This window comes from Streptomyces yamdrokensis (assembly GCF_053890455.1).
In genome coordinates this window covers 6927328-6951682 of sequence record NZ_CM132679.1, presented here as the reverse complement: position 1 = coordinate 6951682, position 24355 = coordinate 6927328, and the positions used below count along the sequence as shown (strand labels likewise).

20 protein-coding genes and 2 pseudogenes are annotated in these 24355 nt (G+C 73.5%); 9 read left to right on the top strand and 13 right to left on the bottom strand.

The features are described 5' to 3' along the window. Nucleotides 1-183 precede the first annotated feature (183 nt). The 4 genes and pseudogenes from zwf to ACWZEH_RS30695 all read left to right on the top strand — a co-directional run bounded on the left by zwf (nt 184) and on the right by ACWZEH_RS30695 (nt 4392). Complete coding sequence (gene zwf, locus ACWZEH_RS30710; RefSeq protein WP_456194318.1) at nt 184-1779, top strand: glucose-6-phosphate dehydrogenase; 1596 nt, start codon at nt 184-186, stop codon at nt 1777-1779. Next, nucleotides 1776-2711 carry a glucose-6-phosphate dehydrogenase assembly protein OpcA gene (opcA, locus tag ACWZEH_RS30705; RefSeq protein ID WP_456194317.1) on the top strand — a complete coding sequence of 312 codons (936 nt, stop codon included), beginning with the start codon at nt 1776-1778 and terminating at the stop codon, nt 2709-2711. Before zwf ends, opcA begins: the two co-directional genes overlap by 4 nt. A gap of 98 nt (nt 2712-2809) precedes the next feature. Continuing rightward, nucleotides 2810-3679, top strand: a pseudogene (gene gnd, locus ACWZEH_RS30700) (phosphogluconate dehydrogenase (NAD(+)-dependent, decarboxylating)); the annotation flags it as partial. 128 nt (nt 3680-3807) lie between these two features. Then, entirely contained in the window at nt 3808-4392 is a 585-nt protein-coding gene (locus ACWZEH_RS30695; protein ID WP_456194316.1) for a histidine phosphatase family protein, read from the top strand. A 189-nt stretch (nt 4393-4581) separates the two neighbouring features. Here the strand turns inward: ACWZEH_RS30695 and ACWZEH_RS30690 are convergent, their stop codons facing one another. Both ACWZEH_RS30690 and ACWZEH_RS30685 read right to left on the bottom strand, forming a co-directional pair. Next, nucleotides 4582-6426, bottom strand: a complete 1845-nt coding sequence (locus ACWZEH_RS30690; RefSeq protein ID WP_456194315.1) for a bifunctional sugar phosphate isomerase/epimerase/4-hydroxyphenylpyruvate dioxygenase family protein — start codon at nt 6424-6426, stop codon at nt 4582-4584. A gap of 50 nt (nt 6427-6476) precedes the next feature. Next, the gene (locus tag ACWZEH_RS30685) at nt 6477-7361 is read right to left on the bottom strand and encodes a shikimate dehydrogenase (protein ID WP_456194314.1); all 885 of its coding nucleotides are present in this window, start codon (nt 7359-7361) and stop codon (nt 6477-6479) included. Nucleotides 7362-7503: 142 nt separating this feature from the next. Between ACWZEH_RS30685 and ACWZEH_RS30680 the strand changes: the two genes are divergently transcribed. Both ACWZEH_RS30680 and ACWZEH_RS30675 read left to right on the top strand, forming a co-directional pair. Continuing rightward, on the top strand, nt 7504-8175 hold the full coding sequence (locus ACWZEH_RS30680; protein ID WP_456194313.1) for a TetR/AcrR family transcriptional regulator: 672 nt from the start codon (nt 7504-7506) through the stop codon (nt 8173-8175). 212 nt (nt 8176-8387) lie between these two features. Beyond that, entirely contained in the window at nt 8388-9758 is a 1371-nt protein-coding gene (locus ACWZEH_RS30675) for an MFS transporter (protein WP_456194312.1), read from the top strand. A 180-nt stretch (nt 9759-9938) separates the two neighbouring features. On the opposite strand, the gene ACWZEH_RS30670 is transcribed toward ACWZEH_RS30675, so the two are convergent. Next, nucleotides 9939-10388 carry a PPOX class F420-dependent oxidoreductase gene (locus ACWZEH_RS30670; RefSeq protein WP_456194311.1) on the bottom strand — a complete coding sequence of 150 codons (450 nt, stop codon included), beginning with the start codon at nt 10386-10388 and terminating at the stop codon, nt 9939-9941. A gap of 137 nt (nt 10389-10525) precedes the next feature. Here ACWZEH_RS30670 and ACWZEH_RS30665 point away from each other — a divergent pair, with 137 nt between their 5' ends. Further along, on the top strand, nt 10526-11788 hold the full coding sequence (locus tag ACWZEH_RS30665) for a serine hydrolase domain-containing protein (protein ID WP_456194310.1): 1263 nt from the start codon (nt 10526-10528) through the stop codon (nt 11786-11788). 28 nt (nt 11789-11816) lie between these two features. Here ACWZEH_RS30665 and ribA read toward each other — a convergent pair whose 3' ends face one another. After that, nucleotides 11817-12476, bottom strand: coding sequence for a GTP cyclohydrolase II (ribA, locus tag ACWZEH_RS30660; RefSeq protein ID WP_456194309.1), 660 nt, complete (start codon nt 12474-12476; stop codon nt 11817-11819). Between the two features lie 41 nt (nt 12477-12517). Here ribA and ACWZEH_RS30655 point away from each other — a divergent pair, with 41 nt between their 5' ends. Next, nucleotides 12518-13315: a creatininase family protein gene (locus ACWZEH_RS30655; RefSeq protein WP_456194308.1), complete on the top strand. Its 798-nt coding sequence runs from the start codon at nt 12518-12520 to the stop codon at nt 13313-13315. A gap of 209 nt (nt 13316-13524) precedes the next feature. Here ACWZEH_RS30655 and ACWZEH_RS30650 read toward each other — a convergent pair. The 5 genes and pseudogenes from ACWZEH_RS30650 to ACWZEH_RS30630 all read right to left on the bottom strand — a co-directional run. Continuing rightward, a pseudogene (locus tag ACWZEH_RS30650) lies at nt 13525-14274 on the bottom strand (lysylphosphatidylglycerol synthase transmembrane domain-containing protein); the annotation flags it as partial. 182 nt (nt 14275-14456) lie between these two features. Further along, complete coding sequence (locus ACWZEH_RS30645; RefSeq protein WP_456199923.1) at nt 14457-15455, bottom strand: class I SAM-dependent methyltransferase; 999 nt, start codon at nt 15453-15455, stop codon at nt 14457-14459. A 53-nt stretch (nt 15456-15508) separates the two neighbouring features. Then, entirely contained in the window at nt 15509-16681 is a 1173-nt protein-coding gene (locus ACWZEH_RS30640) for a glycosyltransferase family 4 protein (RefSeq protein ID WP_456199921.1), read from the bottom strand. Between the two features lie 107 nt (nt 16682-16788). Continuing rightward, nucleotides 16789-17187, bottom strand: a complete 399-nt coding sequence (locus ACWZEH_RS30635) for a 6-pyruvoyl trahydropterin synthase family protein (protein ID WP_456194307.1) — start codon at nt 17185-17187, stop codon at nt 16789-16791. A gap of 114 nt (nt 17188-17301) precedes the next feature. Beyond that, nucleotides 17302-18285 carry a zinc-dependent alcohol dehydrogenase gene (locus tag ACWZEH_RS30630; protein ID WP_456194306.1) on the bottom strand — a complete coding sequence of 328 codons (984 nt, stop codon included), beginning with the start codon at nt 18283-18285 and terminating at the stop codon, nt 17302-17304. Nucleotides 18286-18393: 108 nt separating this feature from the next. On the opposite strand from ACWZEH_RS30630, the gene ACWZEH_RS30625 reads away from it, so the two are divergent. Continuing rightward, entirely contained in the window at nt 18394-19155 is a 762-nt protein-coding gene (locus tag ACWZEH_RS30625; RefSeq protein WP_456194305.1) for a CDP-alcohol phosphatidyltransferase family protein, read from the top strand. 90 nt (nt 19156-19245) lie between these two features. Here ACWZEH_RS30625 and ACWZEH_RS30620 read toward each other — a convergent pair whose 3' ends face one another. From ACWZEH_RS30620 to ACWZEH_RS30605, 4 genes are all read right to left on the bottom strand, one after another. Further along, nucleotides 19246-19638, bottom strand: coding sequence for a hypothetical protein (locus ACWZEH_RS30620; RefSeq protein ID WP_456194304.1), 393 nt, complete (start codon nt 19636-19638; stop codon nt 19246-19248). A 99-nt stretch (nt 19639-19737) separates the two neighbouring features. Then, nucleotides 19738-20991 (bottom strand): MDR family MFS transporter, encoded by a 1254-nt coding sequence (locus ACWZEH_RS30615; RefSeq protein WP_456194303.1) that lies wholly within the window; start codon nt 20989-20991, stop codon nt 19738-19740. Beyond that, the gene (locus ACWZEH_RS30610; protein ID WP_456194302.1) at nt 20988-22826 is read right to left on the bottom strand and encodes an ABC transporter permease subunit; all 1839 of its coding nucleotides are present in this window, start codon (nt 22824-22826) and stop codon (nt 20988-20990) included. The genes ACWZEH_RS30615 and ACWZEH_RS30610 overlap by 4 nt, the downstream gene beginning before the upstream one ends. A gap of 2 nt (nt 22827-22828) precedes the next feature. Continuing rightward, nucleotides 22829-24352 carry an ABC transporter substrate-binding protein gene (locus tag ACWZEH_RS30605; RefSeq protein WP_456194301.1) on the bottom strand — a complete coding sequence of 508 codons (1524 nt, stop codon included), beginning with the start codon at nt 24350-24352 and terminating at the stop codon, nt 22829-22831. Between the last annotated feature and the right edge of the window lie 3 nt (nt 24353-24355).

Genomic DNA, 24355 nt, shown 5'->3' with positions numbered 1-24355 from the left:
CGGAGCGCCCACGCCGCAGGGCCCTTCCCCTCGAATACGTCATACTTTTACTCGTGAACGGGTTACGGAGGTGAGGGTTCGGGCGTACCGGGACACCCTGTAGGTGGAGGAGAGGACCGAGGGTGCCACGAGGTACGGCGAGGCAGGCCCTCGGCCGCCTCGACGACAAGGAGCTGACGCGGAATGACCGAGGAGACCGAGGAGACCGAGGAGACCGGGGAGACCGAGGAGACCGGGGTGCCGGCCCGGGCCGGCACCGGTTGGTCCAACCCCCTGCGTGACCCGCGCGACCGCCGTCTCCCGCGCGTCGCCGGCCCTTCCGGGCTGGTCATCTTCGGAGTGACCGGCGACCTGTCGCGCAAGAAGCTGATGCCGGCGGTGTACGACCTCGCCAACCGGGGGCTGCTGCCGCCGGGCTTCTCGCTGGTCGGTTTCGCCCGCAGGGACTGGGAGGACCAGGACTTCGCACAGGTGGTGCACGACGCGGTCAGGGAGCACGCCCGCACGCCGTTCCGCGAGGAGGTCTGGCAGCAGCTCACCGAGGGTACGCGGTTCGTACCGGGTGACTTCGACGACGACACGGCGTTCGAGCAACTGCGCTCGGCCGTCGACGAGTTGGACAGTTCCCGGGGCACCAGCGGCAACTACGCCTTCTATCTCTCCGTACCGCCGAAGTTCTTCCCGAAAGTGGTCCAGCAGCTGAGGAAGCACGGGCTGGCCGACGATCCCGCGGGTTCCTGGCGGCGCGCGGTGATCGAGAAGCCGTTCGGCCACGACCTGAGGTCGGCCCAGGAACTCAACGCGATCGTGCACGAGGTGTTCGACCCGGACCAGGTCTTCCGGATCGACCACTACCTGGGCAAGGAGACCGTCCAGAACATCCTGGCCCTGCGCTTCGCGAACACGATGTTCGAGCCGATCTGGAACCGGTCCTTCGTCGACCACGTGCAGATCACCATGGCCGAGGACATCGGCATCGGCGGCCGGGCCGGCTACTACGACGGCATCGGCGCCGCCCGTGACGTCGTCCAGAACCACCTGCTCCAGCTCATGGCGCTCACCGCGATGGAGGAACCGGCCTCCTTCGACGCGGCGTCGTTGCTCACCGAGAAGCTGAAGGTGCTCCGGGCCGTGCGGCTGCCCAAGGACCTGGGCCGGCACACCGTGCGCGGGCAGTACGAGGGCGCGTGGCAGGGTGGCAGGCGGGTGCCTGGTTACACGGAGGAGGACGGCGTCGACGCGGGCTCCACCACCGACACGTACGCGGCGATCAAGCTGGGCGTGGACAACCGCCGCTGGGCGGGCGTCCCCTTCTACCTGCGCACCGGCAAGCGGCTGGGCCGCAGGGTCACCGAGATCGCGGTCGTGTTCCAGCGGGCACCGCACTCCCCCTTCGACTCCGCGGCGACCGAGGAGCTCGGATCGAACGCCGTCGTCATCCGGGTGCAGCCGGACGAGGGTATGACGGTGCGGTTCGGTTCCAAGGTGCCGGGCACCTCGATGGAGATCCGGGACGTGACGATGGACTTCGCGTACGGCGAGTCGTTCACCCAGGCCAGCCCGGAGGCCTACGAGCGGCTCATCCTCGACGTCCTCCTCGGGGACGCCAACCTGTTCCCCCGGCATCAGGAAGTGGAGGAGTCCTGGAGGATCCTCGATCCGGTCGAGGAGTACTGGGCTTCCCACGGCAGACCGGCGCGGTACGCCTCGGGCAGCTGGGGGCCCGCGGAAGCCGACGAGATGCTCGCACGAGACGGACGGAGCTGGCGCAGGCCATGAAGATCGATCTGACCGACACCACGGCAAGTGATGTCAACAAGGCGCTGGTGCGGGGCCGCCGCGCCATCGGCACCCCGGCGGTGGGCATGGTCCTGACGATGGTGGTCGTCACGGACGAGGAGAACGCCTACGACTCGATCAGGGCCGTCGAGGAGGCCTCGCACGAGCACCCCTCGCGCATGCTGGTCGTCATCAAGCGGCACGCCCGCACTCCGCGCGAGCGCACCCGTCCGCGGCTGGACGCCGAGGTGCGGGTCGGTTCGGAGGCCGGTACGGGCGAGACGGTCGTCCTGCGGACCTACGGCGAGGTGTCCGACCACGCCGACTCCGTGGTGCTGCCGCTGCTGCTGCCGGACGCCCCGGTGGTCGTGTGGTGGCCGGCGGACGCGCCCGAGAACCCCTCGAAGGACCCGCTGGGCGCTTTGGGCCAGCGCAGGATCACCGACCTGTACACGGTGGACAACCCCCTGGAGGTCCTGTCGGCCCGGAGGCGCACCTACGCGCCCGGTGACACCGACCTGGCCTGGACCCGGCTGACGCCGTGGCGTTCGATGCTGGCCGCCGCCCTGGACCAGGCCCGGCTGACGGTGACGTCGGCGGCCGTGGAGAGCGAGGCCGACAACCCCAGCGCGGAGCTGCTGGCACGCTGGCTGGAGGCCCGGCTGAACGTACCGGTCGAACGCGTGGAGACGGCCGGCCCGGTGGTGACGGGGGTGCGGCTGGGCACGGCGGACGGCGAGATCGTCATCGACCGGCCGGAGGGCCCGATGGCCACGCTGTCACTGCCGGGGCAGCCGTCGCGGCGGCTCGCGCTGAAGGTCCGCCCCCTGTCCGAGCTGATCGCCGAGGAGCTCCGGCGGCTCGACGCGGACGAGATGTACGCCGTCGCCCTGCGCGGCGAGAGCGCCGAGGAGGCCACCACCCCTGCCTGAGAGGCCCTTCTTTCCTCATGCCTGACACGGGTGACACGTCCGCACCGACCCGCCGCCCCGGTGGGCCGCCCCACCACGACATCGGGAAGTGAACTGACATGCAGATCGGCCTTGTTGGTCTCGGCAGGATGGGCGGCAACATGCGCGAGCGCATCCGCGCCGCCGGGCACACCGTCGTCGGCTACGACACCAATCCCGACCTCTCCGACGTCGCCCATCTGTCCGACCTCGTCGACCGGCTCGAGGGGCCGCGCGCGGTCTGGGTGATGGTCCCGGCCGGTACCGTCACCCAGCGCGTCATCGACCAGCTGGGGAGCCTGCTCAAGCCGGGCGACACCGTCGTCGACGGCGGCAACTCCCGCTGGACGGACGACGAGAAACACGCCAAGGAGCTGGGCGCCCGGGGCATCGGCTTCGTCGACGCGGGTGTCTCGGGCGGTGTGTGGGGGCTGGAGAACGGCTACGCGCTCATGGTCGGCGGTGACGACGAGCACGTGGAGCGCCTGAAGCCGATCTTCGACGCGCTCAAGCCGGAGGGCCCCTACGGCTACGTCCACGCGGGCCGGGTCGGCGCCGGGCACTTCGCGAAGATGGTCCACAACGGCATCGAGTACGCCATGATGCAGGCGTACGCCGAGGGCTGGGAGCTGCTCGAGAAGGTCGACTCGGTGGACAACGTCCGCGAGGTGTTCCGCTCCTGGCAGGACGGCACGGTCATCCGTTCCTGGCTCCTGGACCTCGCGGTCGACGCCCTCGACGAGGACGCCCACCTGGAGAAGCTGCGCGGCTATGCCGAGGACTCGGGCGAGGGCCGCTGGACCGTGGAGGCGGCCATCGACAACGCGGTGCCGCTTCCCGCGATCACGGCCTCCCTGTTCGCCCGGTTCTCCTCCCGGCAGGAGGACTCGCCGCAGATGAAGATGGTCGCGGCGCTGCGCAGGCAGTTCGGCGGGCACGCGGTCACGTCCGCGGACACGTCGGCGGACCGGCCCGACCAGGGAGGCCATGGAAGCCCGGAGGGCCGGGGAAGCCGGACCGCCGGAGGGCTCCGGGCGGACCGGGCGGACCGGGCAAGCCCGGACGAGGTGTAGCGGCCGTGGGTGATCTGCTGCTCGCCCGGCACGGTGAGACGGAGTGGAGCAGGTCGGGGCGGCACACCGGCCGCAGCGACCTGCCCCTGACGCAGGACGGCGAGGCGCAGGCCAGGGCGCTGGCCCCGCTGCTCGCGGGCCGCTCCTTCGCCCTCGTGCTCACCAGCCCGCTGGCCCGCGCCCGGCGCACCGCCGAACTGGCGGGCCTGGCGGAGGCGTTGCCGGAGCCGGACCTGCGGGAGTGGGACTACGGCGGCTACGAGGGCGTCACCACCGCCGACATCCGCCGCACCCGGCCCGGCTGGGACCTGTGGACCGACGGGGTGCCGCCCGGCCCCGAGTTCCCCGGCGAGTCCCCCGGGCAGGTCGGCGCACGGGCCGACCGGGTGCTGTCCAAGGTGGCCGGGGCACTCGACGCGGGCGATGTGATGCTCGTGGCGCACGGCCACCTGCTGCGCGTCCTGACGGCACGCCGGCTGGGTCTGCCGCCCGCGGACGGACGGCTGTTCCGGCTGGAGACGGGCACGCTGAGCCGGCTGTCGCTGGAGCACGGCAGTCCGGTGATCGAGGAGTGGAACACCCGGCCGTGACCGGAGCCGCGTCGCGGCCCGGCGGTCCGGCGGGGCGTGTCGCGAAAGCAGCGCCGTCCACCCGCGGGGCCGGTCCCCGTGGCGCCGTGGGGCTTCCTGTTCGCGGAGCTCGAGGTAGCGCGTGCCGGGCGGGGCGGACGGGGCTTGCGCGACACGCCGTAGCCCGGGCAGGGGCTGTTCGCCGGCTGCTCAGGCGCCGCCGCCGAGTGCGCTCGCGGTCCGTACGGCGTGCTGGGCGGCCAGTCGTACCGGCGCGTTGCGGGCACCGTAGCCGCGGTGGCCGCCGTCGCGCTGGATGAGTTCGAAGAACACCCGGCCGACGGTGCGGGTGTAGCAGTGCCGCAGGCTGCCGCCGTTGTCGTCACGGTCGTAGAGGATGCCCAGCTCGCGGTACGTCTCCAGCTCCCCGTCGGCGAACTCGTGGCGGGCGGCGAGGTCGTCGTAGTAGTTGGCCGGGATCGGCAGCAACGGGGCGCCGGCCTCGCGGAGTCGGCGGGCGGCGGCGACCACGTCGTCGGTGGCGAACGCGATGTGCTGGGCGTGCACGGTGTCGTCGGTGGGCGCGGCGCCGACGGTGAGGGCGATCCGGACGGTGCCGTCGGGGTTGCTGACCGCGCGGCTGCGCCGCAGGCCGTAGGGGTCGGCGACGTCGACGCTGTCCTCGGCGTCCAGGCCGAGCACGCTGCGGTGGAAGAGCGTCGCCTCGTCGAAGTGGTGCCAGGGCTGGGTGAGCGCGAGATGGTCGATGCGGCGGACGCCGGTGGCGGTGGCGGCCGGAGTCTGTCCGGTGTCCTCGAAGTCGGCCCGCCAGTCGGTGCGCCGGGCGTCGCAGAAGAACAGTTCGGTGCCGTCGGGTGCGGCGACCGCGTCCAGCGGGGCGTCCTCGGGTGCGCGGCGGCGGGGCAGCACGGGCGCCAGCAGGGCCTCCGCACGGCCGGCGGCGCCGCGCGGGTCGGGTGACTCCAGGCCCACGGCGGCGAGGTGGGCGGCGTCGCGACGTACGACGGCTCCGGTGTTGACGAGGATGCGGGCCTCGCCCTGCTGCCAGAGGTCGACGGGCTTGCTGCGGTGGCGGGCGGTGCGGGCGAGGCCCAGGGCGGCGAGGAGGCCGGTGAGGGGTTCGGCGTCGGCGGCGACGAGTTCGGCGAAGGCGAAGCCGGTGGGGACGACGGGGGCGGGGATGACCGGGGCGGGCGTGAGGGACGCGGGCGGCGTGTCCTCCCCCGCACCCACCTCCTCCTGCAGCGCGAGCAGGGAGCGGCGGGCGTCGACGGCGGTAGGGGCGGCCTCGGCCTGCCGGAACACGTCGTTGAACACCTCGAGGGACAGCGGCCCCGCGTAGCCGGTGCGCAGGACGTGCCGGACGAGCCCGGCGACGTCGAAGCCGCCCTGTCCGGGGAAGCAGCGGTGGTGGCGGCTCCACTGGAGCACGTCCATCGCGGGCAGCGGGGCGTCGGCCAGCTGGAGGAAGAAGATCTTCTCGCCGGGGATGTCCTCGATCCCCTCGGGGTCGGAGCCCCGGGAGAGGATGTGGAAGCTGTCCAGACAGGTACCGAGCGCCGGATGCCCCGCTGCCTCGACGATGCGCCAGGCGTGGTCGTACGTGCTGACGTACCGCCCCCAGGCCAGCGCCTCGTAGGCGACGCGAACGCCGAAGTCCTGGGCCAGGTCGGCGAGTTCACGCAGCTGCGCGGCGGCGAGGGCGTCGTCGTCGACCGCCTCGGGGTCGACGCTGGAACAGACGAGCACGGTGTCGGCGCCGAGTTCGCGCATCAGGGCGAACTTGTGCCGGGCACGGCGCAGGTTGCGGGCGAACAGCTCGGCGGGCACCGCCTCGATGTCCCGCATCGGCTGGTAGAGGTCGACGGTGAGGCCGAGGTCGGCGCACCGGGTGCGGATCTCCCCGGGGGTGAGCGGGCTGGCGAGCAGATCGTTCTCGAAGATCTCCACGCCGTCGAAGCCCGCGCGGGCGGCGGCCGTGAGCTTCTCGGTGAGGGTGCCGCTGAGGGAGACGGTGGCGATGGACGTACGCACGTCGGTACCTCTGCTTCCGTGACGTTCCGTGGAGTTCCCCACGGTGAGGACTACTGGGGAGCGGGGACCGGGCCGGTGAGGTCGGTGAGGTGGGCGAGCATGCGGGCCCGGTCGGGTTCCCGGCCGGTGAACAGGCGGAACGCGTCGGCGGCCTGGAAGGCGGCCATGCCGCCGCCGTCGAGGGTGGCGCAGCCGGCGGCGCGGGCGGCTCGCAGCAGATCGGTCCGCAGTGGCCGGTAGACGACTTCGGCGACCCACAGCCCGGGGTGCAGCAGGTCGGCGGGCAGGGGCAGGCCCGGGTGGGCGGCCATGCCGGTGGGGGTCGCGTGCACCAGGCCGCCGCTGCCGTCGGCGGCGGCGAGGAGTTCGGGCAGCAGGTCCAGGGGGGCGGCGGTGGCGCGGCCGGCGCCGAAGGCGCGGTTGAGGGAGTCGGCGAGTTCGTCGGCCCGCTCGGGCAGGGCGTCGACGACGCTGACCCGTCCGGCGCCGAGGGTGAGGACGGCGTGCGCGACGGCGGCACCCGCGCCGCCCGCGCCGAGCTGCACCACCCGCTCCAGCGGCACGTCGGGCAGGCCGCGGGCGAAGGAGGCGGCGAAGCCGGTGACGTCCGTGTTGTGGCCGACGGCCCGGCCGTCCTCGAAGACGACGGTGTTGACCGCGCCGAGCGCCTCGGCCCGCGGATCGAGCGCGTCCAGGTGCTCGACGACGTACCGCTTGCACGGGTGGGTGATGTTGAGCCCGTCGAATCCGAGCAGCCGGGCCGCGCTCAGCAGCTCGCCCACCGCCTCGGGCGGTACACCGATCGCGTCCAGGTCGAGGAGCCGGTACAGACAGCGCAGACCCTGCCGCGCGGCCTCCCGCTCGTGCAGCGCGGGGCTGAGCGACGGGCCGATGCCGGAGCCGATCAGCCCGACGAGATACGAGTCCTTGAGCACCGACGCCTCCAGAGAGCGGCCCAGTAATGTACGAACCAGTACGTTAGCTATATCAGCCGGTCGGGTCGCGCGGAAGACCCGACGGGCCGGGCACGGCCTCCTTCTACAATCACCGGCACGGCCCTCCCACCCGAAGGAACCCATGACCAGCGTCGAAGAACCGGCACGGCCCGGCGAGCGCGGGCGCGTCCGTGACGCGGCCCGCACCAGGGCCGAGATCCTCGACGTGGCGACCCGGGAGTTCGCGCGGGCCGGCTACGACGGCGCCCGCGTCGACGAGATCGCCGCCCGCACCCGCACCACCAAGCGGATGATCTACTACTACTTCGGCGGCAAGGAGCAGCTGTTCACGGCCGTGCTGGAGCGTGCGTACGGCGTGATCCGGGAGGCCGAGCAGGAGCTGGACGTCGACCACCTGGACCCGGTGGCGGCCATCCGGCGCCTCGCCGAGGTGACCTTCGACCACCATGAGCAGCACCCGGACTTCATCCGCCTGGTCAGCATCGAGAACATCCACGGCGCGGAGCACATCGCGGCCTTCGGGAAGCTCGGGCGGATGGGCTCGCCCGCGCTCGACGTGATCCGCCGGATCCTGGCCGCGGGGCAGAAGTCGGGCCTGTTCACGGCCGACGTGGACGCCGTCGACCTGCACGCGATGATCAGCGCGTTCTGCTTCTTCCGGGTGTCCAACCGGCACACCTTCGGCGTGCTGTTCGGCCGCGACCTGGTCGACGCGGACCGGCGCGAGCACTACCGGGCGATGCTGGGCGACATGGTGATCGCGTACCTGACGGCCGAGCGGGCGACGGACTGACGACGGGCCCGGCGCGGCCCCGGGGCCCGCGGCCCCGCTCCGGCGGATCCGGAGCAAGTCCGTACGACGCCACCCCTTGACACCGTGGACGGTCGGGCGCAGCATCCGTACCCAGCCGCAACTAACTACCCAGTGGGTTAATTAGAACAGCGGCGCCTCCCCTCCGCTCGCTCTCCACGTACCGTCGTGGAGTCCCCTCGAAGGAGCCCGCCGTGTCCGTCCCCAACCCGCCCCGCGACTCCTCCCCGCCCGGACAGCCGGCCGGACAGCCGAGGAAGGCGGCGACCGCCGCCTGGATCGGCAGCGCCCTGGAGTACTACGACTTCTTCATCTACGGCAGCGCGGCGGCACTGATCTTCCCGGAGGTGTTCTTCGACGACTCCGACCCGGCCACCGCGACCCTGCTGTCCCTGGCCACGTTCGGTGTCGCGTACGCGGCACGGCCCATCGGCGCGCTGTTCCTCGGCCACTACGGTGACCGGGTCGGCCGCAAGAAGATCATGGTCTTCACCCTGATGCTGATGGGCCTGTCGACGTTCCTCATCGGCTGCCTGCCCACCCGTGACCAGGTCGGCACCCTCGCGCCGGTCCTGCTGGTGCTGTGCCGCGTCCTGCAGGGCATCTCGGCGGCGGGCGAGCAGGCCAGCGCGAACTCGATGACCCTGGAACACGCACCACCCCACCGGCGCGGCTTCTTCACCAGTTTCACCCTGAGCGGCACGCAGGGCGGTCAGCTCCTTGCGACGCTGGTCTTCATCCCGGTGGCCGCGATGCCCGAGGAGCAACTGCTCTCCTGGGGCTGGCGGGTGCCGTTCTGGATGAGCGTCGCGGTCGCCGTGGTCGGGTACGTGATCCGCCGCAAGCTCGACGAGACCCCGGCCTTCGAGCAGCAGAGCGCGACCGAGGGTGTCGTGAAGCTGCCGCTGGTGGTGCTGCTGCGTGAGCACTGGGCGGACGTTCTGCGGGTGGTCGCGGGCGCGCTGGTCGCCTCGGTCAGCACGATCTTCACGGTGTGGGCGCTGGCGTACGCGACCAGTGACTCGGTCGGCATGTCCCGGACGTCGATGCTGTGGGTGGCCGCGCTGGCGAACGTCGTCGCGCTCGCCGCGATCCCGCTGTGGGCCATGCTCTCCGACCGGATCGGCCGCCGCCCGGTCTACCTGGTCGGCGCCGCGGGCAGCGCGGTGGCGATGTTCGTCTACCTGTGGGCCGTCTCCACCGGCGACCTCGCACTGACGATGCTTCTGGGCATCCTCGCCTTCGGTGTCGTCTACAGCGCCGCCAACGGTGTGTGGCCCTCCTTCTACGGCGAGATGTTCCCGACCCGGGTGCGGCTCTCGGGCATGGCGATCGGCACCCAGATCGGGTTCGCCGTGGCCGGTTTCGCGGTCACCTTCGCCGCGCGGATCGCCGGCCCGGACGGCGACGACTGGATGGCGGTGGCGCTCTTCACGGCCGCCCTGTGCGTGCCGCCGGTCGTCGCGGCGCTCTCCGCCCGGGAGACGCACCGCGTCCCGACCGAGCAGCTCGGCGAACGCGCGAACGACGACGGGGTCACCCGCCCGGAGAAAGTGACGGCCTGACCCGCACCGGCCGCCCCACTCCGTCGCCCCCGTCCACTCCCCCCGTCCCCCCGCCGGCCGGGACCCTGGATGCCGCACCGTCGGCTCGAGGGCCCCGGCCGGCTTTCGTCCGTCGCCTGCGCCCTCCCTGCGCCCTCCCTGCGCCCTCCCTGCGCCCGCCCGTCCGCGCCCGTCCGCCCGCTACGCCTGTGACGCGCCGCGTCGCGGGATCCCGTACACGTGCTCCACACGCAGTCTCAGCACGAGCCGGCCGTCGCGGACCATGGCGGCGCGGTAGTCGTCCCAGTCGGGGTGCTCGCCCTGGACGTCGCGGTACAGCCGGACGAGTTCCTCCACCGTCTCGTCGTGCGGACCGGCGGCGACGGGCGACAGCTCTGCGGTGCCCTCGGCGACCGTGTACGCCCACCGGTCGGCGGTCGTCACGTGGTAGGACGCCCGGGGGTCGCGCCGCAGGTTGCGGGTCTTGGCGCGGCCGTCCGTGAGGGAGACGCGGATCATCCGCTCGTCGGGGTGGTAGACGTGATTGACGTTCGACAGCTGGGGCCGTCCGTCCCGCTTCAGGGTGACGAGCACCCCGCCGTCCTGGTCGCCGATCAGCTCCAGCAGGGCCTGCTGTGTGTCCTGTGTCATACCCGGCTCAACGGAACGCACCGGCCCGGGTGTTCCCCGGCCGGGTTCGCCGGTGTGTTCCCGTGCGCGGCGAGGTCTGACCCGGCCCGGGCGGGGTATTCCGGGAATCGGCCCGTGAGGTTGATCGAAGGAGTGCCATGGGACTGCTGCGGCAAGAGGCCGACCCGGAGGAGACCGGTCTTGACGCGAGGGCGCTGGACCGGATGGACCGGCACTTCGCGCACGAGGTCGACGAGGGGCGGCTGCCCGGATTCCTGGTGTCCGTCGCCCGGGGCGGGCGGATCGCCCATCTCACGGCGTACGGGAAGCGGGACGTCGCGGCCGGGCTGCCGGTTCGGAGCGACACACTGTGGCGGATCTACTCGATGACCAAACCGGTGACGGCCGTGGCCGCGCTGATCCTCGTCGAGGAGGGCCGGCTGTCCCTGGACGACCCGGTCGGCCGTCACCTGCCGGCGTTCGCCGAGCCCCGCGTGTACGAGAGCGGTTCCGGCGACGGGATACGGACGCGTCCTGCCGCGGGCCCCCTGCTCGTACGGCATCTGATGTCCCACACCGCCGGGCTGACGTTCGCCTTCTACCACGCCCATCCGGTGGACGCGCTGTACCGCGAGGCGGGGCTCGACTCGTCGGTGGCGCCGGGAACGGACCTGGCGGGGACGGTCGACGCGTACGCGCGGCTGCCGCTGCAGTTCGACCCGGGGACGCAGTGGAACTACTCGGTCGCCTCCAATGTGCTGGGGCGGATCATCGAGGTGGTGTCCGGGCAGCCGCTCGACGTGTTCTTCGCCGAACGGATCTTCGGACCACTGGGGATGACGGACGCCGGGTTCCAGGTCTCCGACGAACAGGCCTCGCGACTCGCGGAGTTGTACGGGGAGACGGGCGGATCCGGCGGCGACGGCGGCAGTGGTGGCGGCAGTCGCGGCATCGAGCCCGTCGCCGGGCTGCCGCTGCACGGGCGGCCGCGGTTCCTGTCCGGCAGCGGGGGCATGGTGGCCTCGGCCCACGACATGCACCGGTTCACAGAACTTCTGCGACGACGGGGCGAGTTGGGCGGGGTCCGGCTGCTCGCTCCGCAGACCGTGGACCTGATGACCCGCAACCACCTCCCCGGCGGCGCCGATCTGCGCGCCGTCGGCAGCCGTCCGGCCCACGACGATCCCGGCAATGAGGGGGTCGGCTTCGGCCTCGGCGTCTCCGTGGTCGTCGACCCGTCCCGTACGCAGACCCCGTCCGGCCTCGGCACGTACGGCTGGACGGGGGTCGCCACCACGGCGTTCTGGGTCGACCCGGGCCGCGACCTGACCGTGCAGTTCTACACGCAGGTGCGGCCCAGGTCCTCCCACGCGGTCTTCCGGGACCTCAGGCGGCTCGTGCACGAGACCGTCGCCGGCTGAACCCTCCGCTGTCCGGCCGGGGGCGCCGTCAGGACCAGTGCGCCACCGCGTCGAGGTGGGGCAGGTTGTGGTCGAGGCGTTCCCGCTTGGTGCGCAGGTAGGTGATGTTGCTCTCGCACGGCGGGATCAACAGCGGTACCTGCTCGGTGACCTGGACGCCGTGCTGCTGCAACGCATCGCGTTTGCGCGGATTGTTGGACATCAGCCGGACCGACTCCACGCCCAGGTCCTGGAGGATGCCGGCGGCGACACCGTAGTCGCGGGCGTCCACCGGCAGACCGAGGGCGAGGTTCGCCTCGACGGTGTCCAGGCCCTCCGCCTGCAGGGCCATCGCGCGCAGCTTCGCCAGCAGGCCGATGCCTCGGCCCTCGTGTCCTCTCAAGTAGACGACCACGCCCGCTCCTTCGGCTGCCACGGCGCGCAGCGCGGCGGCGAGCTGGTCGCCGCACTCGCAGTGCTGGGAGCCGAACGCGTCCCCGGTCAGGCATTCCGAGTGCAGCCGGGTGAGGACCCGGTCCGTGCCGATGTCGCCGTGGACCAGGGCGACTTGTTCGTCACCGCGGTCGTGGTCCAGGTAGCCGACCGCCTGGAACTTTCCGTACACGGTGGGCAACGGCGCATTCACGACGCGTTCCACGCCGGTCCGCTGCGGGGGCTTCTTGCCGAGTACGCCTATGTTTTCTGTCATGATTCTCGAGTTCCTAAGCAGAGACGAAAGGCCGTGAGGATATGAGTGGTTCACCAAAGCGGTCGGCGGCATACGGCCCGGTCCACGGTCTGTTGCCGGCGGATACTACAGAAGATGTACGGAATCGGGGCGCCGACGTCTCACGGCAGATCGCGGTCCTTCCCGTAGGGAGTTTCGAGCAGCACGGCCCGTTCCTGCCGCTGGCGACCGACACGCTGGTGGCGTGCGCCGTCGCGCGGGAGATCGCCGACGCGTATCCGGTGCATCTCCTGCCTCCGGTGACGATCGGCTGCTCGCACGAGCACGCGGCCTGGCCGGGGACCGTCTCCATCTCCTCCGTGACCCTTCACGCGGTGGTACGGGACATCGCCGACTCGCTGCGCCGGTCCGGTGTGGAGACCCTGGTGGTGGTCAACGGACACGGCGGGAACTACGTACTCGGCAACGTCGTTCAGGAATCGTCCGCCCGCGGTGAGCGCATGGCGCTGTTCCCCGCCCCGGAGGACTGGGAGACCGCGCTGCTGCACGCCGGCGTGGAAACCTCACTGCTCACCGACATGCACGCGGGGGAAATCGAGGCATCCATCCTTCTGCACACTCATCCCGAATTGCTCCGCCCCGGTTATGAGACCTCCGATCACGTCGCCGACGACCGGCGCCGGTTGCTCACGCTGGGAATGTCCGCCTATACCGATTCCGGTGTCATCGGCCGTCCTTCGCTGGGCTCGGCGGAAAAGGGCAGGGAACTCCTGGTGAGTCTCGTGGATTCCTTCGGCGCGTATTTCTCGATGCTCACCTCCGCCTCCGCCCCGGCCTCCAGTGGTGGCAGCGGCGCGTAGTCCGGGGCGCCCTGCGCGTCGGAGCCGGGCGCGGGTCCGGGCGCGGGTCCGGGCGCGGGTCCGGGCGCGGTGGTGGCGGCGGCCGTCCGGCGTCCGGCGCGCAGGCCTGCGTACCAGCGGGCGACGAGCACGATCACTCCGGGCAGACTCGCCGCGAGGCTGAGCACTCCGTAGACCACGGCGACGGTCAGGCCGCGGCCCGCGCCCAGTCCCGCGGCGCCGAACGCCCAGGCGGCGACGCCCTCGCGGGGACCCCAGCCGCCGACGTTCAACGGCAGCGACATGGCGAGCAGCGCCAGGACGGCCAGCGGCAGCAGCTCGGTCACCGTCGCGCCGACCCCGGCGACGCGGGCGGCGAGGACGAACATCGCCAGGTATCCGGCCAGGACGACGGCGGAGGAGACCAGGACGCCCGGCCCGTTGCGCCGGGACAGCAGTCCTTCGCGTGCCTCGGCGAGCGCCGACCGCAGCGCCCGGCCCCGGCGGGAGGGCCCCGGCCGGTTCATCCGCAGGGCGAGGACGACGGCGCAGGCGCCCAGTGCGGCGAGGCCCGCCATGGGTGCCGCCTGCCGGAGGTCGTCGCGGACCGGCGACGGCATGGTCAGCAGCATCACGGTACCGGCGGCGAACAGCGCGAGCTGTCCTGCGGTCCGCTCCAGGACCACGGACCGCACCCCGCGGCCCAGGTCACCGGTGCTCTGCCCGTGCCGTACCGCGCGGTGGACGTCGCCGAGGACGCCTCCGGGCAGGGCCGCGTTCAGGAACAGGGCGCGGTAGTAGTCGGCGACCGCCGGGGCCAGCGGCAGCCGGATGCGCAGGCCGCGGGCCACCAACGCCCAGCGCCAGGCGCTGAACACCGTGGTCACCAGCCCGATCCCGAGCGCCACCAGCAGGGACGGCCCGTCGATCCGGCGCAGCCCGTCGACGAGGACGCCGGTGCCCAGGCGCCACAGCAGCACGGCGAGGATGACGACGCCTGCGGTGGTGCCGAGGCGGGTGCGTACGGCGGGGGTGTTGAGCCGGGCGAGGAGGGCGCGGAGGCCGGTGGCGGGGCCGGCACCGGAACCGGTGCGTGCGGGGTGCGACGGGGACGGCTCCGGAACGGGCAGGCCCAGTACCGGTGTCTCCACCGCCCTGGCGGTCACGCGGTGCCGCCCGCCGGCCGACACAGGGCGAGCAGGTCGGTGTGGTGGACGACGACCCGCAGGTCGCCCGCGGCGCAGGCCTCCAGACGTTCGGTCAGGTACCGGCCCGCGGGCCCGGCCAGTTCGGGGCGTTCCTCGACCGCCGCGCCGACCCAGCCCCGCAGCCACTGGGCGGTCAGCCCGGCGTGCTCGGGGCCGAGCCGCCAGGGGCTCGGGTTGAGCCGTACGGTCGCCCCGTGCTCGGAGAAGGCCTCCGCGGCGGCGGTGGCCGCGTCCGGGCCGAGCAGTCCGCCTCGCTTCTGGTGGGCGTTGAACGCCTCGGCGATCTCCTGGTCCATCGGGTGCGGCGCGGTCAGTTCGACGCGTCCGGCCACCGACAGCGTGAGCAGTGCCGGGCAGCCGGCTCCGGCGCAGGCGGCGGCGAGGGCGTCGACGTCCTCGCGGGTGAGGACGTCGAGGAGTGCGGACGCCGTCACCAGGGAGGCGCCGGACAGGGCGTCCGCGGTGAGCCGGGCGACGTCGCCGCGCCGGGTCTCCACGCTGACGCGGCTGCCGTCGGCGGCGGACCGCGGGGAGGTGACGGCGGCGAAGTGCAGGAGGTAGGGGTCCCGGTCGTGCAGGACCCAGTGCTGGGCGCCGTCCAGGCGGGGCGCGAGCCAGCGGCCCATCGAGCCGGTGCCGCAGCCGATGTCGTGGATGATGAAACCGTCGGCCCGTTTCGGCAGGTTGGCGAGCTTGACGCGCAGCGGGTCGAGCAGGTCGTGGGCCCGTGCGAAGGCGTCGGCGGGCTCGCGCAGCTGGAGCCACTCGGGCGCGTACCGGGCGGGCTCGTCGGCCTCGGGGCCGGTGTCGCTGCCCGTCCCCCGCAGTCGGAGGGTGGCCCGCTCACCGGGGCGCGGCGCGGGTCCGGCGCCGGGGATGACGGACCGGGCGTCCTCGTACCGGGGGCCGGGCTGGGCCGGGATCGCGCCGGGGCCGTCCGTGTCCGTGGTCATGGCCGTCCTCGCGCCGGTTCCGCCGCCGGTCTGCTGTGTCGTCGCCTGGTCGGTCATGCGGCCCTCCGGGGTTCGGCAGGAAGCCGGCGCAGTACCGTCGCCAGGCTCTGTGCGGTGCTCGCCCAGCCGCCCAGCGCGGCACGCCGGCCGCGGGCGGCCGCCTTCAGCCGGCGGCGGACGTCCGCCTCGCCGAACCAGCCGCGCAGTTCGAGGGCGATGGCGGCGGGGTTCTCCGGCGGGACGAGGATGCCGGGCACCCCGCCGTCGGGGGCGCGGCCGACGGCCTCGGGCAGCCCTCCGACATCGGTGGCCAGCACCGGGATGCCCCGCGCCAGTGCCTCGGTGACCGCCATGCCGTACGTCTCGGCGTACGAGGTGAGGACCATCAGGTCGGCGGTGGCGTAGCTGGCGTCGAGTTCGGCGCCGGTCTTCGGTCCCGTCAGTTCCAGCCGGTCCTGGAGCCCGTGCTCGCGGATCAGGTACCGCAGACGGGTGACGTACTCGGGGTCGTGGGTGAGCCCGCCGACCAGGGCGCAGCTCCACGGCAGGTCGGACACCGCCGCCAGCGCCTCCACCAGCCGGTGCTGTCCCTTGCGCGGGGTGACGGCGGCGACGCAGAGCAGCCGGGAGACGCCGTCGGTGCCGGAGGCGAGGGGCGCGATGTCGGCGCCGGGGGCGGCGACGTGGACGCGGTCGGGCGCCAGGCCGTGGTGGGAGACCAGGCGGCGTACCGCCCAGTCGCTGGTGCCGATCACGGCGGGCACCGCGCGCAGCACCGTACGTTCGCGGGCGTCCAGGTCGGCGGCGAGGGCCGGGTCGAGCCCGGTCTCGTCGCCGAGCGGGAGGTGGACGAGGACGGCCATGCGCAGCCGCTGCGCCTGCGGGACGACGATCTCGGGGACCCCGCAGGCGACCAGCCCGTCCAGCATGACGACGCTGCCGTCCGGCAGTTCGCGCAGGGTGCGGGCGAGCGCGCCGCGGGCGGCGGCGTCCGGGCGGGGCCAGTCACCGGCCACGGCGTGCCGCTCCACCTGCCAGCCGAATCCGGGCAGGTCCAGGCACACGCGCCGGTCGTAGGCGTTGCCGCCGCTGGGCACCGACGGGTCGTCGACGCCACCCGGCATCAGGAAGTGCGCACGGCGCAGGGACATGGGGATGATCCCGCCGTTCCATCGAGCGGAGGCCTGGGTGGCGGCCTGGGCGGACTGCTGTGGTACGTAGTCCAGGCGGGCCCGGCCGAAGGCGTTGCCGGGGGCCTTGCCCGTGGCCCCGCCGGTCTCGTGGACCGTCGTGTCGAGAGCGGTGTCGAGGGCGGTGTCGACGCTCGTGTCGGTCACAGCGCACGCTCGTAACTCGCCCAGGCGATGTGCGACTCGTGCAGGGTGACCGTGAGCTGCGCGATGCCCTTGGCGCCCTCGCCGAGCGCGCCCCTGTGGACGCGCTCGGCGAGCCGGTCGGCGATGACCTTGGCCAGGTACTCCGTGGAGGTGTTGACCCCCGCGAAGTCGGGTTCGTTGTCGAGGTTGCGGTAGTTCAGCTCGCCGACGACGGCCCCGAGTTCCTGTGTGGCCAGGCCGATGTCGACGACGATGTTGTCCTCGTCCAACTGTTCGCGCCTGAATGTGGCGTCCACGAGGAACGTGGCCCCGTGCAGGCGCTGGGCCGGTCCGAAGACCTCGCCGTGAAAGCTGTGGGCGATCATGATGTGATCGCGGACGGTGATGCTGAACAACGGACGACCCTCCAGGTGCGGCGCGTCTGCTCCCCGGCTGATCGCCGCCGGGGATGCCGGGTAGTACGGCCGGACGCCTCCGGGCGTTCAGCGTCGGGCACGTCTTTTATCAGGTCAGGCGGCGGCCTCGTCGTAGCGCACGAGGTGGCACAGGGCCGGGATGTCGCCGGAGGCCAGGCGGGGCATGAGCGCGGGCAGTTCCGCGAACTCGGACTCGCCGGTGATGAGCGCGTCCAGGGCCGGATCGGCCAGCAGGTCGAGGGCGAGGGCGAGCCGGTCGGCGTAGCTGCGGCCGGGGCGGGCCGGTGAGACGGTGCCGACCTGGCTGCTGCGGATCACGAGCCGCCGTGAGTGGAAGGCCTCGCCCAGCGGAAGGCTCACCTTCCGGTCGCCGTACCAGCTCAGCTCGATCACCGTGCCCTCGGCGGAGAGGAGTTCGAGGGAGCGGGTGAGCCCCTGTTCGGTGGCGCTGGCGTGCACGACCAGGTCGCAGCCGCCGAGGGCGTCGCCGGGCAGCGCGAACCCGACGCCGAGGGCCTCGGCGGTCCGGGCGCGCGCGGGGTCGGCGTCGACGAGCTGGACCCGCACGCCCGGGAAGCGGGCCAGCAGCGCGGCGACCGAGCTGCCGACCATGCCGCCGCCGACGACGGCGATCCGGTCGCCGATCAGCGGCGCGGCGTCCCACAGGGCGTTGACGGCGGTCTCCACGGTGCCGGCGAGCACGGCCCGCCGGGCGGGCACGGTGTCGGGCACGGGTGTCACCGCGCCCGCCGGGACGACGTAGCGGCTCTGGTGCGGGTAGAGGCAGAAGACCGTCCGCCCGACGAGCGTTTCGGGCCCTTCCTCCACCACGCCCACGTTGAGGTAGCCGTACTTCACCGGCCCCGGGAAGTCGCCCTCCTGGAACGGCGCGCGCATCGCGGCGTGCTGGCTTTCGGGCACCCGGCCGCGGAAGACGAGGGTCTCCGTGCCGCGGCTCACTCCGGAGTACAGCGAGCGCACCAGGACCTCGTCCCCGCCCGGTCCGGACAGGGGGACTTCCCTGATTTCGCCTCGGCCGGGCGAGGCGAGCCAGAACGCATGAGCGGCGCGGTTCATCGGTTTCCTCCTGAACGATCGTCACGTTGCACGCGTACCGAGTGGTGCACAGGCCGCGCACAAGGTAGCGGCGTTGATCGACTCTGTCACACGGCCGGAGGGTGTTCGGTGGCCCTGAACAACAGTTACGACGCGAGGCTCGTACAGCAGGAGACCGCCGTGGGGGCGGGTGTACAGGTCCTGCTGCTGGTGCTGCTCGGTACGGCGATCGGCATGGGCCCTGCGGGCTGGCTGACCGGCCTCGCGTTCGCGACCGCCACGTGGGCGGTGCTCTCCCGGGCCCTGCACCGGTCCCGGCTGCGCTCGTTCGGCGCGGCCAACCGGGTCACACTCGGCCGGGCGATCCTGGTCGGCGGGGTGACCGCGCTGGTCGCCGACTCCTTCCAGGACTCACCGCCCGTCAGTCTCTTCGTCGGCCTGACCGCCGTGGCCCTCATCCTCGACGGGGTGGACGGCAAGGTGGCGCGCAGGACCGGCACGTCGACGCCGCTGGGCGCCCGCTTCGACATGGAGGTGGACGCGTTCCTCATCCTGGTGCTCAGCGTGTACGTTTCCATGGCCATGGGCCCCTGGGTGCTGCTGATCGGCGGTATGCGGTACGTCTTCGTCGCCGCGGCCCGGGTGTGGCCGTGGCTGAACGCCGCGCTGCCGCCGAGCACGGCCCGCAAGACGGTGGCCGCGCTCCAGGGCGTCCTCCTGCTGGTGGCGGGCGCGAACCTGCTGCCGCACCCGGTCAACGTCGGGGTGACGGCGCTGGCGCTGGGGCTGCTGGTGTGGTCGTTCGGCCGGGACGTGCTGTGGCTGTGGCGGACCTCGCGGGTGCGGCCCGCCCACGTCGAGCGGCCGGTGCGGGAACTCGTCGCGCGGTGACGCGCGGTGACGTCCGGTCGGCCGCGGCCGGCGCCCGGACGCCGGCCGCGGTGGCCGGCGCGGGCCCTGTGGTTGGTCGCACGACGGCCGTCACCCGGCGTTCGGTTGCCCGATGCTCGCCTCGTCCGTGTCGTAGGGGGACGGGGGCGTGTTCTCGGGGTCCAGGATCTCCAGAGCACCGTGGATCCAGCCGCCCGCCTTGCCCGTGTTCAGCGCGAAGCGGGCGTGGGAGAGCGGGCGGGTCAGCGGGTTGCGGCGGTGGGCACGCGCCGCTTTCCGCGCGCCCTGGAGGGCCTTGACGGCAAGGGCGAGCCGGAGCTGGAGGTCTCGGGGGACCTTGACGTCGGCCAGGTCCACGGCGCAGGAGGCGATCTTCTCGGCAGCCCCTTCCAGTTCGGTGGCCCGGCGGATACTGGACGGCCCCTGGAAGGACGCCAACAGCTCACGTACCTCGTGCAGTTGGGCTATGGCTTCGGAACTCATGCGTACAGCATGCCTCAACGGGGAGTGAGTCCCCCATCGCGCCGGCGACGGACACCGCGGGGCCGGGAGGACCAGGCGGTCGCGAGGTGTCCCCGGCCGTCACCCACGCCGGGGCAGCAGCACCACCGCCGCCGCCGTGACGCCGGCCAGGACCAGCCAGGGCACCCCGGGGGGCAGTCCCGCGTCGAGCAGGACTCCGGTCGCCGAGCTGCCGGCCAGGACGATGAGGCCGGAGACGGAGGACAGCGCCCCGGTGTAGAGGCCGAGCCGGCCGTCCTCGGCGAGATCGGGGACCCAGGCACGGGCCACGGGCGCGACCAGCATCTGGCCGAGGGTGAGCAGGACGACGAACCCGGTCACGGGTGCCGGCGCGGCGGCTCCCGGCCACTGCGTGGGGCGTGTCGTCGCAGCGGCGCCCGCCACCACCGCGAACCCGGCGGCGATCAGCAGCAGACCGGCCGCCATGGACCGGCGCGGCGTCAGCCGCCTGCCCGCCCAGCGGGTCACGGGCAGCTGGGTGGTCACCACCAGCAGCGAGGACACCGCGAACAGCCAGGCCAGCGACGTCTGCGAGCCGGTGACGCGCTCCACCTCGGCGGGCAGCGCGAGATACATCTGGTTGTACGCGAGCAGGAAGGCTCCGTACGCGCAGCACAGGGCGAGGAAGGGCCGGTTGCGCAGGACCAGCCGCGGTCCGCCCCGGACCGGCGTCCGCTTCCGTCCCGGTATGCGCTGGGGCAGCATCCGGGCGTGCCCGGCGAGGACGAGGACGAAGACCCCGGCGCCCGCGAGACACGCGGTGCGGAAGTCCACGGCCAGCAGGAGGGCGCCGAGCAGCGGCCCGACGAACGCCCCCGCCTGTCCGGCCACGGTGAACAGCGCGAGGACGCGGGTGCGGGGCCGGTCGCTCCCCTCCTCCCACACGACGGCCTGCCGGGCCACCTCGGACTCGACGGCCGGTGAGAACAGGGCGGCGGCGAAGCCGATCAGCAGCACCGCGCCGATCACCGCCCAGGTCCGCCCGGCGTACCCGAGCCACACGAACCCGGCGATCCGAAGGGCGCAGCCCGCGAGGACCACGGGCCGGATGCCGTACCGGTCGGCCAGCACCCCGCCGACCACGAACAGCCCCTGCTGGCTGAACGTCCTGAGCCCCAGCACCAGCCCGACCAGCCATCCCGCCATGCCCATGTCCTGCCCCAGGTGGGCGGCGAGGAAGGGCAGGACGGCGTAGAAGCCGAGGTTGAAGGCGAGCTGGGTGAGGATCAGCAGCCGCAGCAACGGGGAGAGGCGGGTGCGGCGGCCGTCCTCCGCCCCGGCTCCGCGGGAGCCGAGCAGGGCCGGGAACGTCATCGTGCCTCCACCAGCCGGTCCCTGTCCTGCGTGCTGCCGGGCTTCCCTGCCGGGGCCGGCCCTTTCAGCCCTTCCGGCCCGGACGGCCCGTGCCTCCCCCGGCCTCGTCCCCTCCCCCGCCCCTGCCGTCCCAGCCCGCCCGCCGCCGTGACCGAGAGGGCGCCGAGCAGGGCGAGGGCGGCGGCCGGGGCGAGGACGGCCCAGGGGGCGCGTTCGGCGTAGGGCTGGTTCTCGGCGAGGAGCAGGCCCCATTCCGGGGACGGCGGCTGGGCGCCGAGCCCGAGGAAACCGAGGGAGGCGAGGGCGAGGGCGATGCCGGGCAGCCGCAGCAGGGCGTGGCGGGCGACGGGCGGGAGGACGGCGGGAAGCAGGTGGTGGCGCAGCACATGCCGACGGCCGGCGCCCAGGCCCTTGGTGGCTGCGACGTGCTGGGTGGCGCGTTCCTGGAGCAGCAGCGCGGAGGTGTGCGCGGCGAGCGCGGTCCAGCCGACGGCGGTCACGGCGAGCGCGGGCGTGGTGGCGCCGCTGCCCACGGCGGCGGTGACGAGCAGCGCGGCGAGCACCGGCGGTACGGCGTTGGCCGTGTCGACGAGGGCCCCGGACAACCGGGGTACGAGCCCGAGCAGGACGCCGATGCACAGGGTCGCCGCGCTGATCCCGAGGGCGAGCAGCAGGGTGTCGAAGGCTCCGTGCCCGACGCGGGCGAGCATGTCCCGGCCGAGGGCGTCGGTGCCGAACGGGTGGGTGAGGGAGGGAGGTCGCAGCCGCTGCCCGGTGTCGAGTGCGAGCGGGTCGCGGGCCAGCCCGAGCACGACGACGACGGCCAGGACGGCGCCGTGGGCGAGGGGCTGGACGCGGCGGGCCGGTGGCGGCGGCCGGTGCAGTGTCGACAGGGCGCCGTCGCGCAGGGCGGGCCCGGTGAGCAGCCGGGCGGCGAACCGGCAGGCGGCGGTGACGAGGGCAGCGAGCAGGACGAGGGCGAGGGTGCCCGCCTGGAGGACGGGCAGGTCCTGGGCGAGGGCGGCCTGGAGGGTGGTGCGGCCGATTCCCGGGATGTCGAAGACCTGCTCGACGGCGACGGCCCCGCCGGTCAGCCCGACGGCGAACAGTCCGAGGTTGGGCAGCAGCGCGGGCAGGCAGCGGCGTACCGCCTGGCGGGCGACGCGCCGGCCGGGGATGCCCCGGGCGGTGGCGCTCAGGGCCCAGGGTTCGGCGAAGGCGCCGGGCAGCAGATCGTCGAGGAGCCTGCCGAGGACGGCCCCGGCGGGCAGGCCGAGGGCGAGGGCGGGGAGCACCGTCCACCGGGGTCCGTACCAGCCGAGGGCGGGCAGCCATCCCCACTGGACGGCGACCACGGTGGCGAGGACGGACGCGAGGAGGAATTCGGGCAGGGCGGCGAGCGCCGCGGACCCGGTGCCCGCGGCGCGCCGGCCGCCGAGCCGTCGCCGCGCGCCGAGGCGGAGCGTACGGGCGCACACCAGCGCGGCGGTGAGGGCGGCGGCCAGGAGCGCCACCGTCATCAGCAGCAGGGAGGCGCCGAGTGCCCGGAGCACGTCGGGCATGACCTCGCTGCCGGAGATCCACGACCGTCCCGCGTCCCCGCGCCACAGACCGCTCAGCCACTGCCCCAGCAGGTGTGCGGGCCCGGCGTCGAGTCCGAGCTGGGCGCGGATGCCGGCCAGGACCTCGGGGGTGGGGTCGCGTTCGGCGGACCGGGCCTTGAGGACGGTGCGCGCCGGGTCGGTGCGCGAGAGCCAGGGCAGCAGGCCGATACCGCACACCAGGGCGGCCGCGAGTAAGGCCCGCCACAGGAGTGCGGACGCCCGCTGTCGCATCGTCAGCGCCGCGTTCCCGTACCGACGAGGGTGCGCTCGTACGGGTCGGACAGCACGCCGCGCACCGAGGTGCCGACGCCGGTGATGATGCGCTGGTGGACCAGCGGCAGCACCGCGTCGCTGCCGAGGACGGCGGCCTCGGCGGTCATGGCGGCGTCCTGCCGCTTGTCGGGGTCGGCGGTCCGCTCGGCCTCGGCGACGGCCCGGTCGACGTCCTCGTCGCAGAGCTGGGCGATGTTGTTCGCGCCGTCGCAGGTGTAGTCGGCGGCGAGCACGGCGACGGGGTCGCCGGTGTCCAGCATCGTGTTGCGGGCGAGGACGAACGCGTCGAACTTCCCGTCCAGCGCGTCGGTTTCGAGCCGTGAGTACTCCCGCACCTCCAACTCGACCTCGAACCCGGCCTTCTCCAGCTGCTGCTTCAGCACCTGCGCGGTTTCGGGGAGTTCGGGCCGGTTGTCGTAGGTGGCGAGGGTGATCGCGGCGCCGTCGCCGCCACCGGCCGCCCGGGTCCGTCCGGTGGGCTTGCCGCGCTTGCCGTCGGCCCAGGTCACGGCGGGCCCGTAGACACCGGCGCCGGGGTCGGCGTATCCCTCGTACACGCCTTCGGCGAGCGTGGAGGTGTCGAGGGCCTCGCGGGCGGCGGCGCGCAGCCTCGGGTCCTCGAAGGGGCCGGAGGAGGCGTTGAGCAGCAGGCTGGTGGTGCGGGTGGTGGCGGTGTCCCGGCGCACGGCCGCGTCGAGGGTGGCGGCCTGGGCCACCGGTACGGCTTCGGCGATGTCCAGTTCACCGGTGCGCAGGGCGTTGGCGCGGGCGGTGCCGTCGGCGATGAACCGGGCGTCGATGCCGGAGGCCTGGGCGCGCCCGGCCCAGTAGTCGTCGAAGCGGTCGAGGGTGGCGGAGGCGGCCCCGTCGACCTTGGTGAGCTCGAAGGGTCCGGCGGCGGTGCCGACGGGGTCGACGCGTGAGGCGCCCTTCGTCTCCCCCTCCTTCTCTTCGTAGGCCTTCTCGGCGAACACGGCGAGGCTGGGGCTGGAGAGCCGCAGCGGCAGGACGGGGTCGGGCTCGGCGGTGCTGACGCGGACGTCCCGGTCGCCGTCGGGGTCGGCGGTCAGGGTGACGCCGGTGAGGGCGCCGGGGACCGGCTCGGCCTCGGCGGCGTGGGTGAGGGCGGCGGCGACGGCGGCCGGGGTGACGTCCGTACCGTCCTGGAACCGGGCCTCGCGCAGCGTGAACACCCAGCTCTTGTCGCCGTCCCGGCGCCAGGACTGGGCGAGCGCGGGCGCGGCGGCGCCGTTGGCGTCCATCGCGGTCAGCCCCTCGGAGACACCGAGCCGGCTGAGGAGGGTGGCGTCGGCGCCGTAGGGGGAGAGCTGCTCGGCGGGCGGGAAGGCGAGCGCGACGCGCAGCCGGGAGCCGCCGCCGGCGTCGTCACCGCCGGCGGAGTCCTCGCCCCCGGAGGCGAAGCAGCCGGCCAGGAGAGGGGTGACGGCGAGGGCGGCGAGCAGCCGCGGAGGAAGCCGGCGCACCGG

Bases quoted from the DNA above. Each gene is read 5' to 3' on its own strand.
- zwf (WP_456194318.1), top strand. From the start codon at position 184: ATGACCGAGGAGACCGAGGAGACCGAGGAGACCGGGGAGACCGAGGAG.
- opcA (WP_456194317.1), top strand. From the start codon at position 1,776: ATGAAGATCGATCTGACCGACACCACGGCAAGTGATGTCAACAAGGCG.
- ACWZEH_RS30680 (WP_456194313.1), top strand. From the start codon at position 7,504: ATGACCAGCGTCGAAGAACCGGCACGGCCCGGCGAGCGCGGGCGCGTC.
- ACWZEH_RS30670 (WP_456194311.1), bottom strand. From the start codon at position 10,388: ATGACACAGGACACACAGCAGGCCCTGCTGGAGCTGATCGGCGACCAG.
- ACWZEH_RS30665 (WP_456194310.1), top strand. From the start codon at position 10,526: ATGGGACTGCTGCGGCAAGAGGCCGACCCGGAGGAGACCGGTCTTGAC.
- ribA (WP_456194309.1), bottom strand. From the start codon at position 12,476: ATGACAGAAAACATAGGCGTACTCGGCAAGAAGCCCCCGCAGCGGACC.
- ACWZEH_RS30655 (WP_456194308.1), top strand. From the start codon at position 12,518: ATGAGTGGTTCACCAAAGCGGTCGGCGGCATACGGCCCGGTCCACGGT.
- ACWZEH_RS30645 (WP_456199923.1), bottom strand. From the start codon at position 15,455: ATGACCACGGACACGGACGGCCCCGGCGCGATCCCGGCCCAGCCCGGC.
- ACWZEH_RS30630 (WP_456194306.1), bottom strand. From the start codon at position 18,285: ATGAACCGCGCCGCTCATGCGTTCTGGCTCGCCTCGCCCGGCCGAGGC.
- ACWZEH_RS30620 (WP_456194304.1), bottom strand. From the start codon at position 19,638: ATGAGTTCCGAAGCCATAGCCCAACTGCACGAGGTACGTGAGCTGTTG.
- ACWZEH_RS30615 (WP_456194303.1), bottom strand. From the start codon at position 20,991: ATGACGTTCCCGGCCCTGCTCGGCTCCCGCGGAGCCGGGGCGGAGGAC.
- ACWZEH_RS30610 (WP_456194302.1), bottom strand. From the start codon at position 22,826: ATGCGACAGCGGGCGTCCGCACTCCTGTGGCGGGCCTTACTCGCGGCC.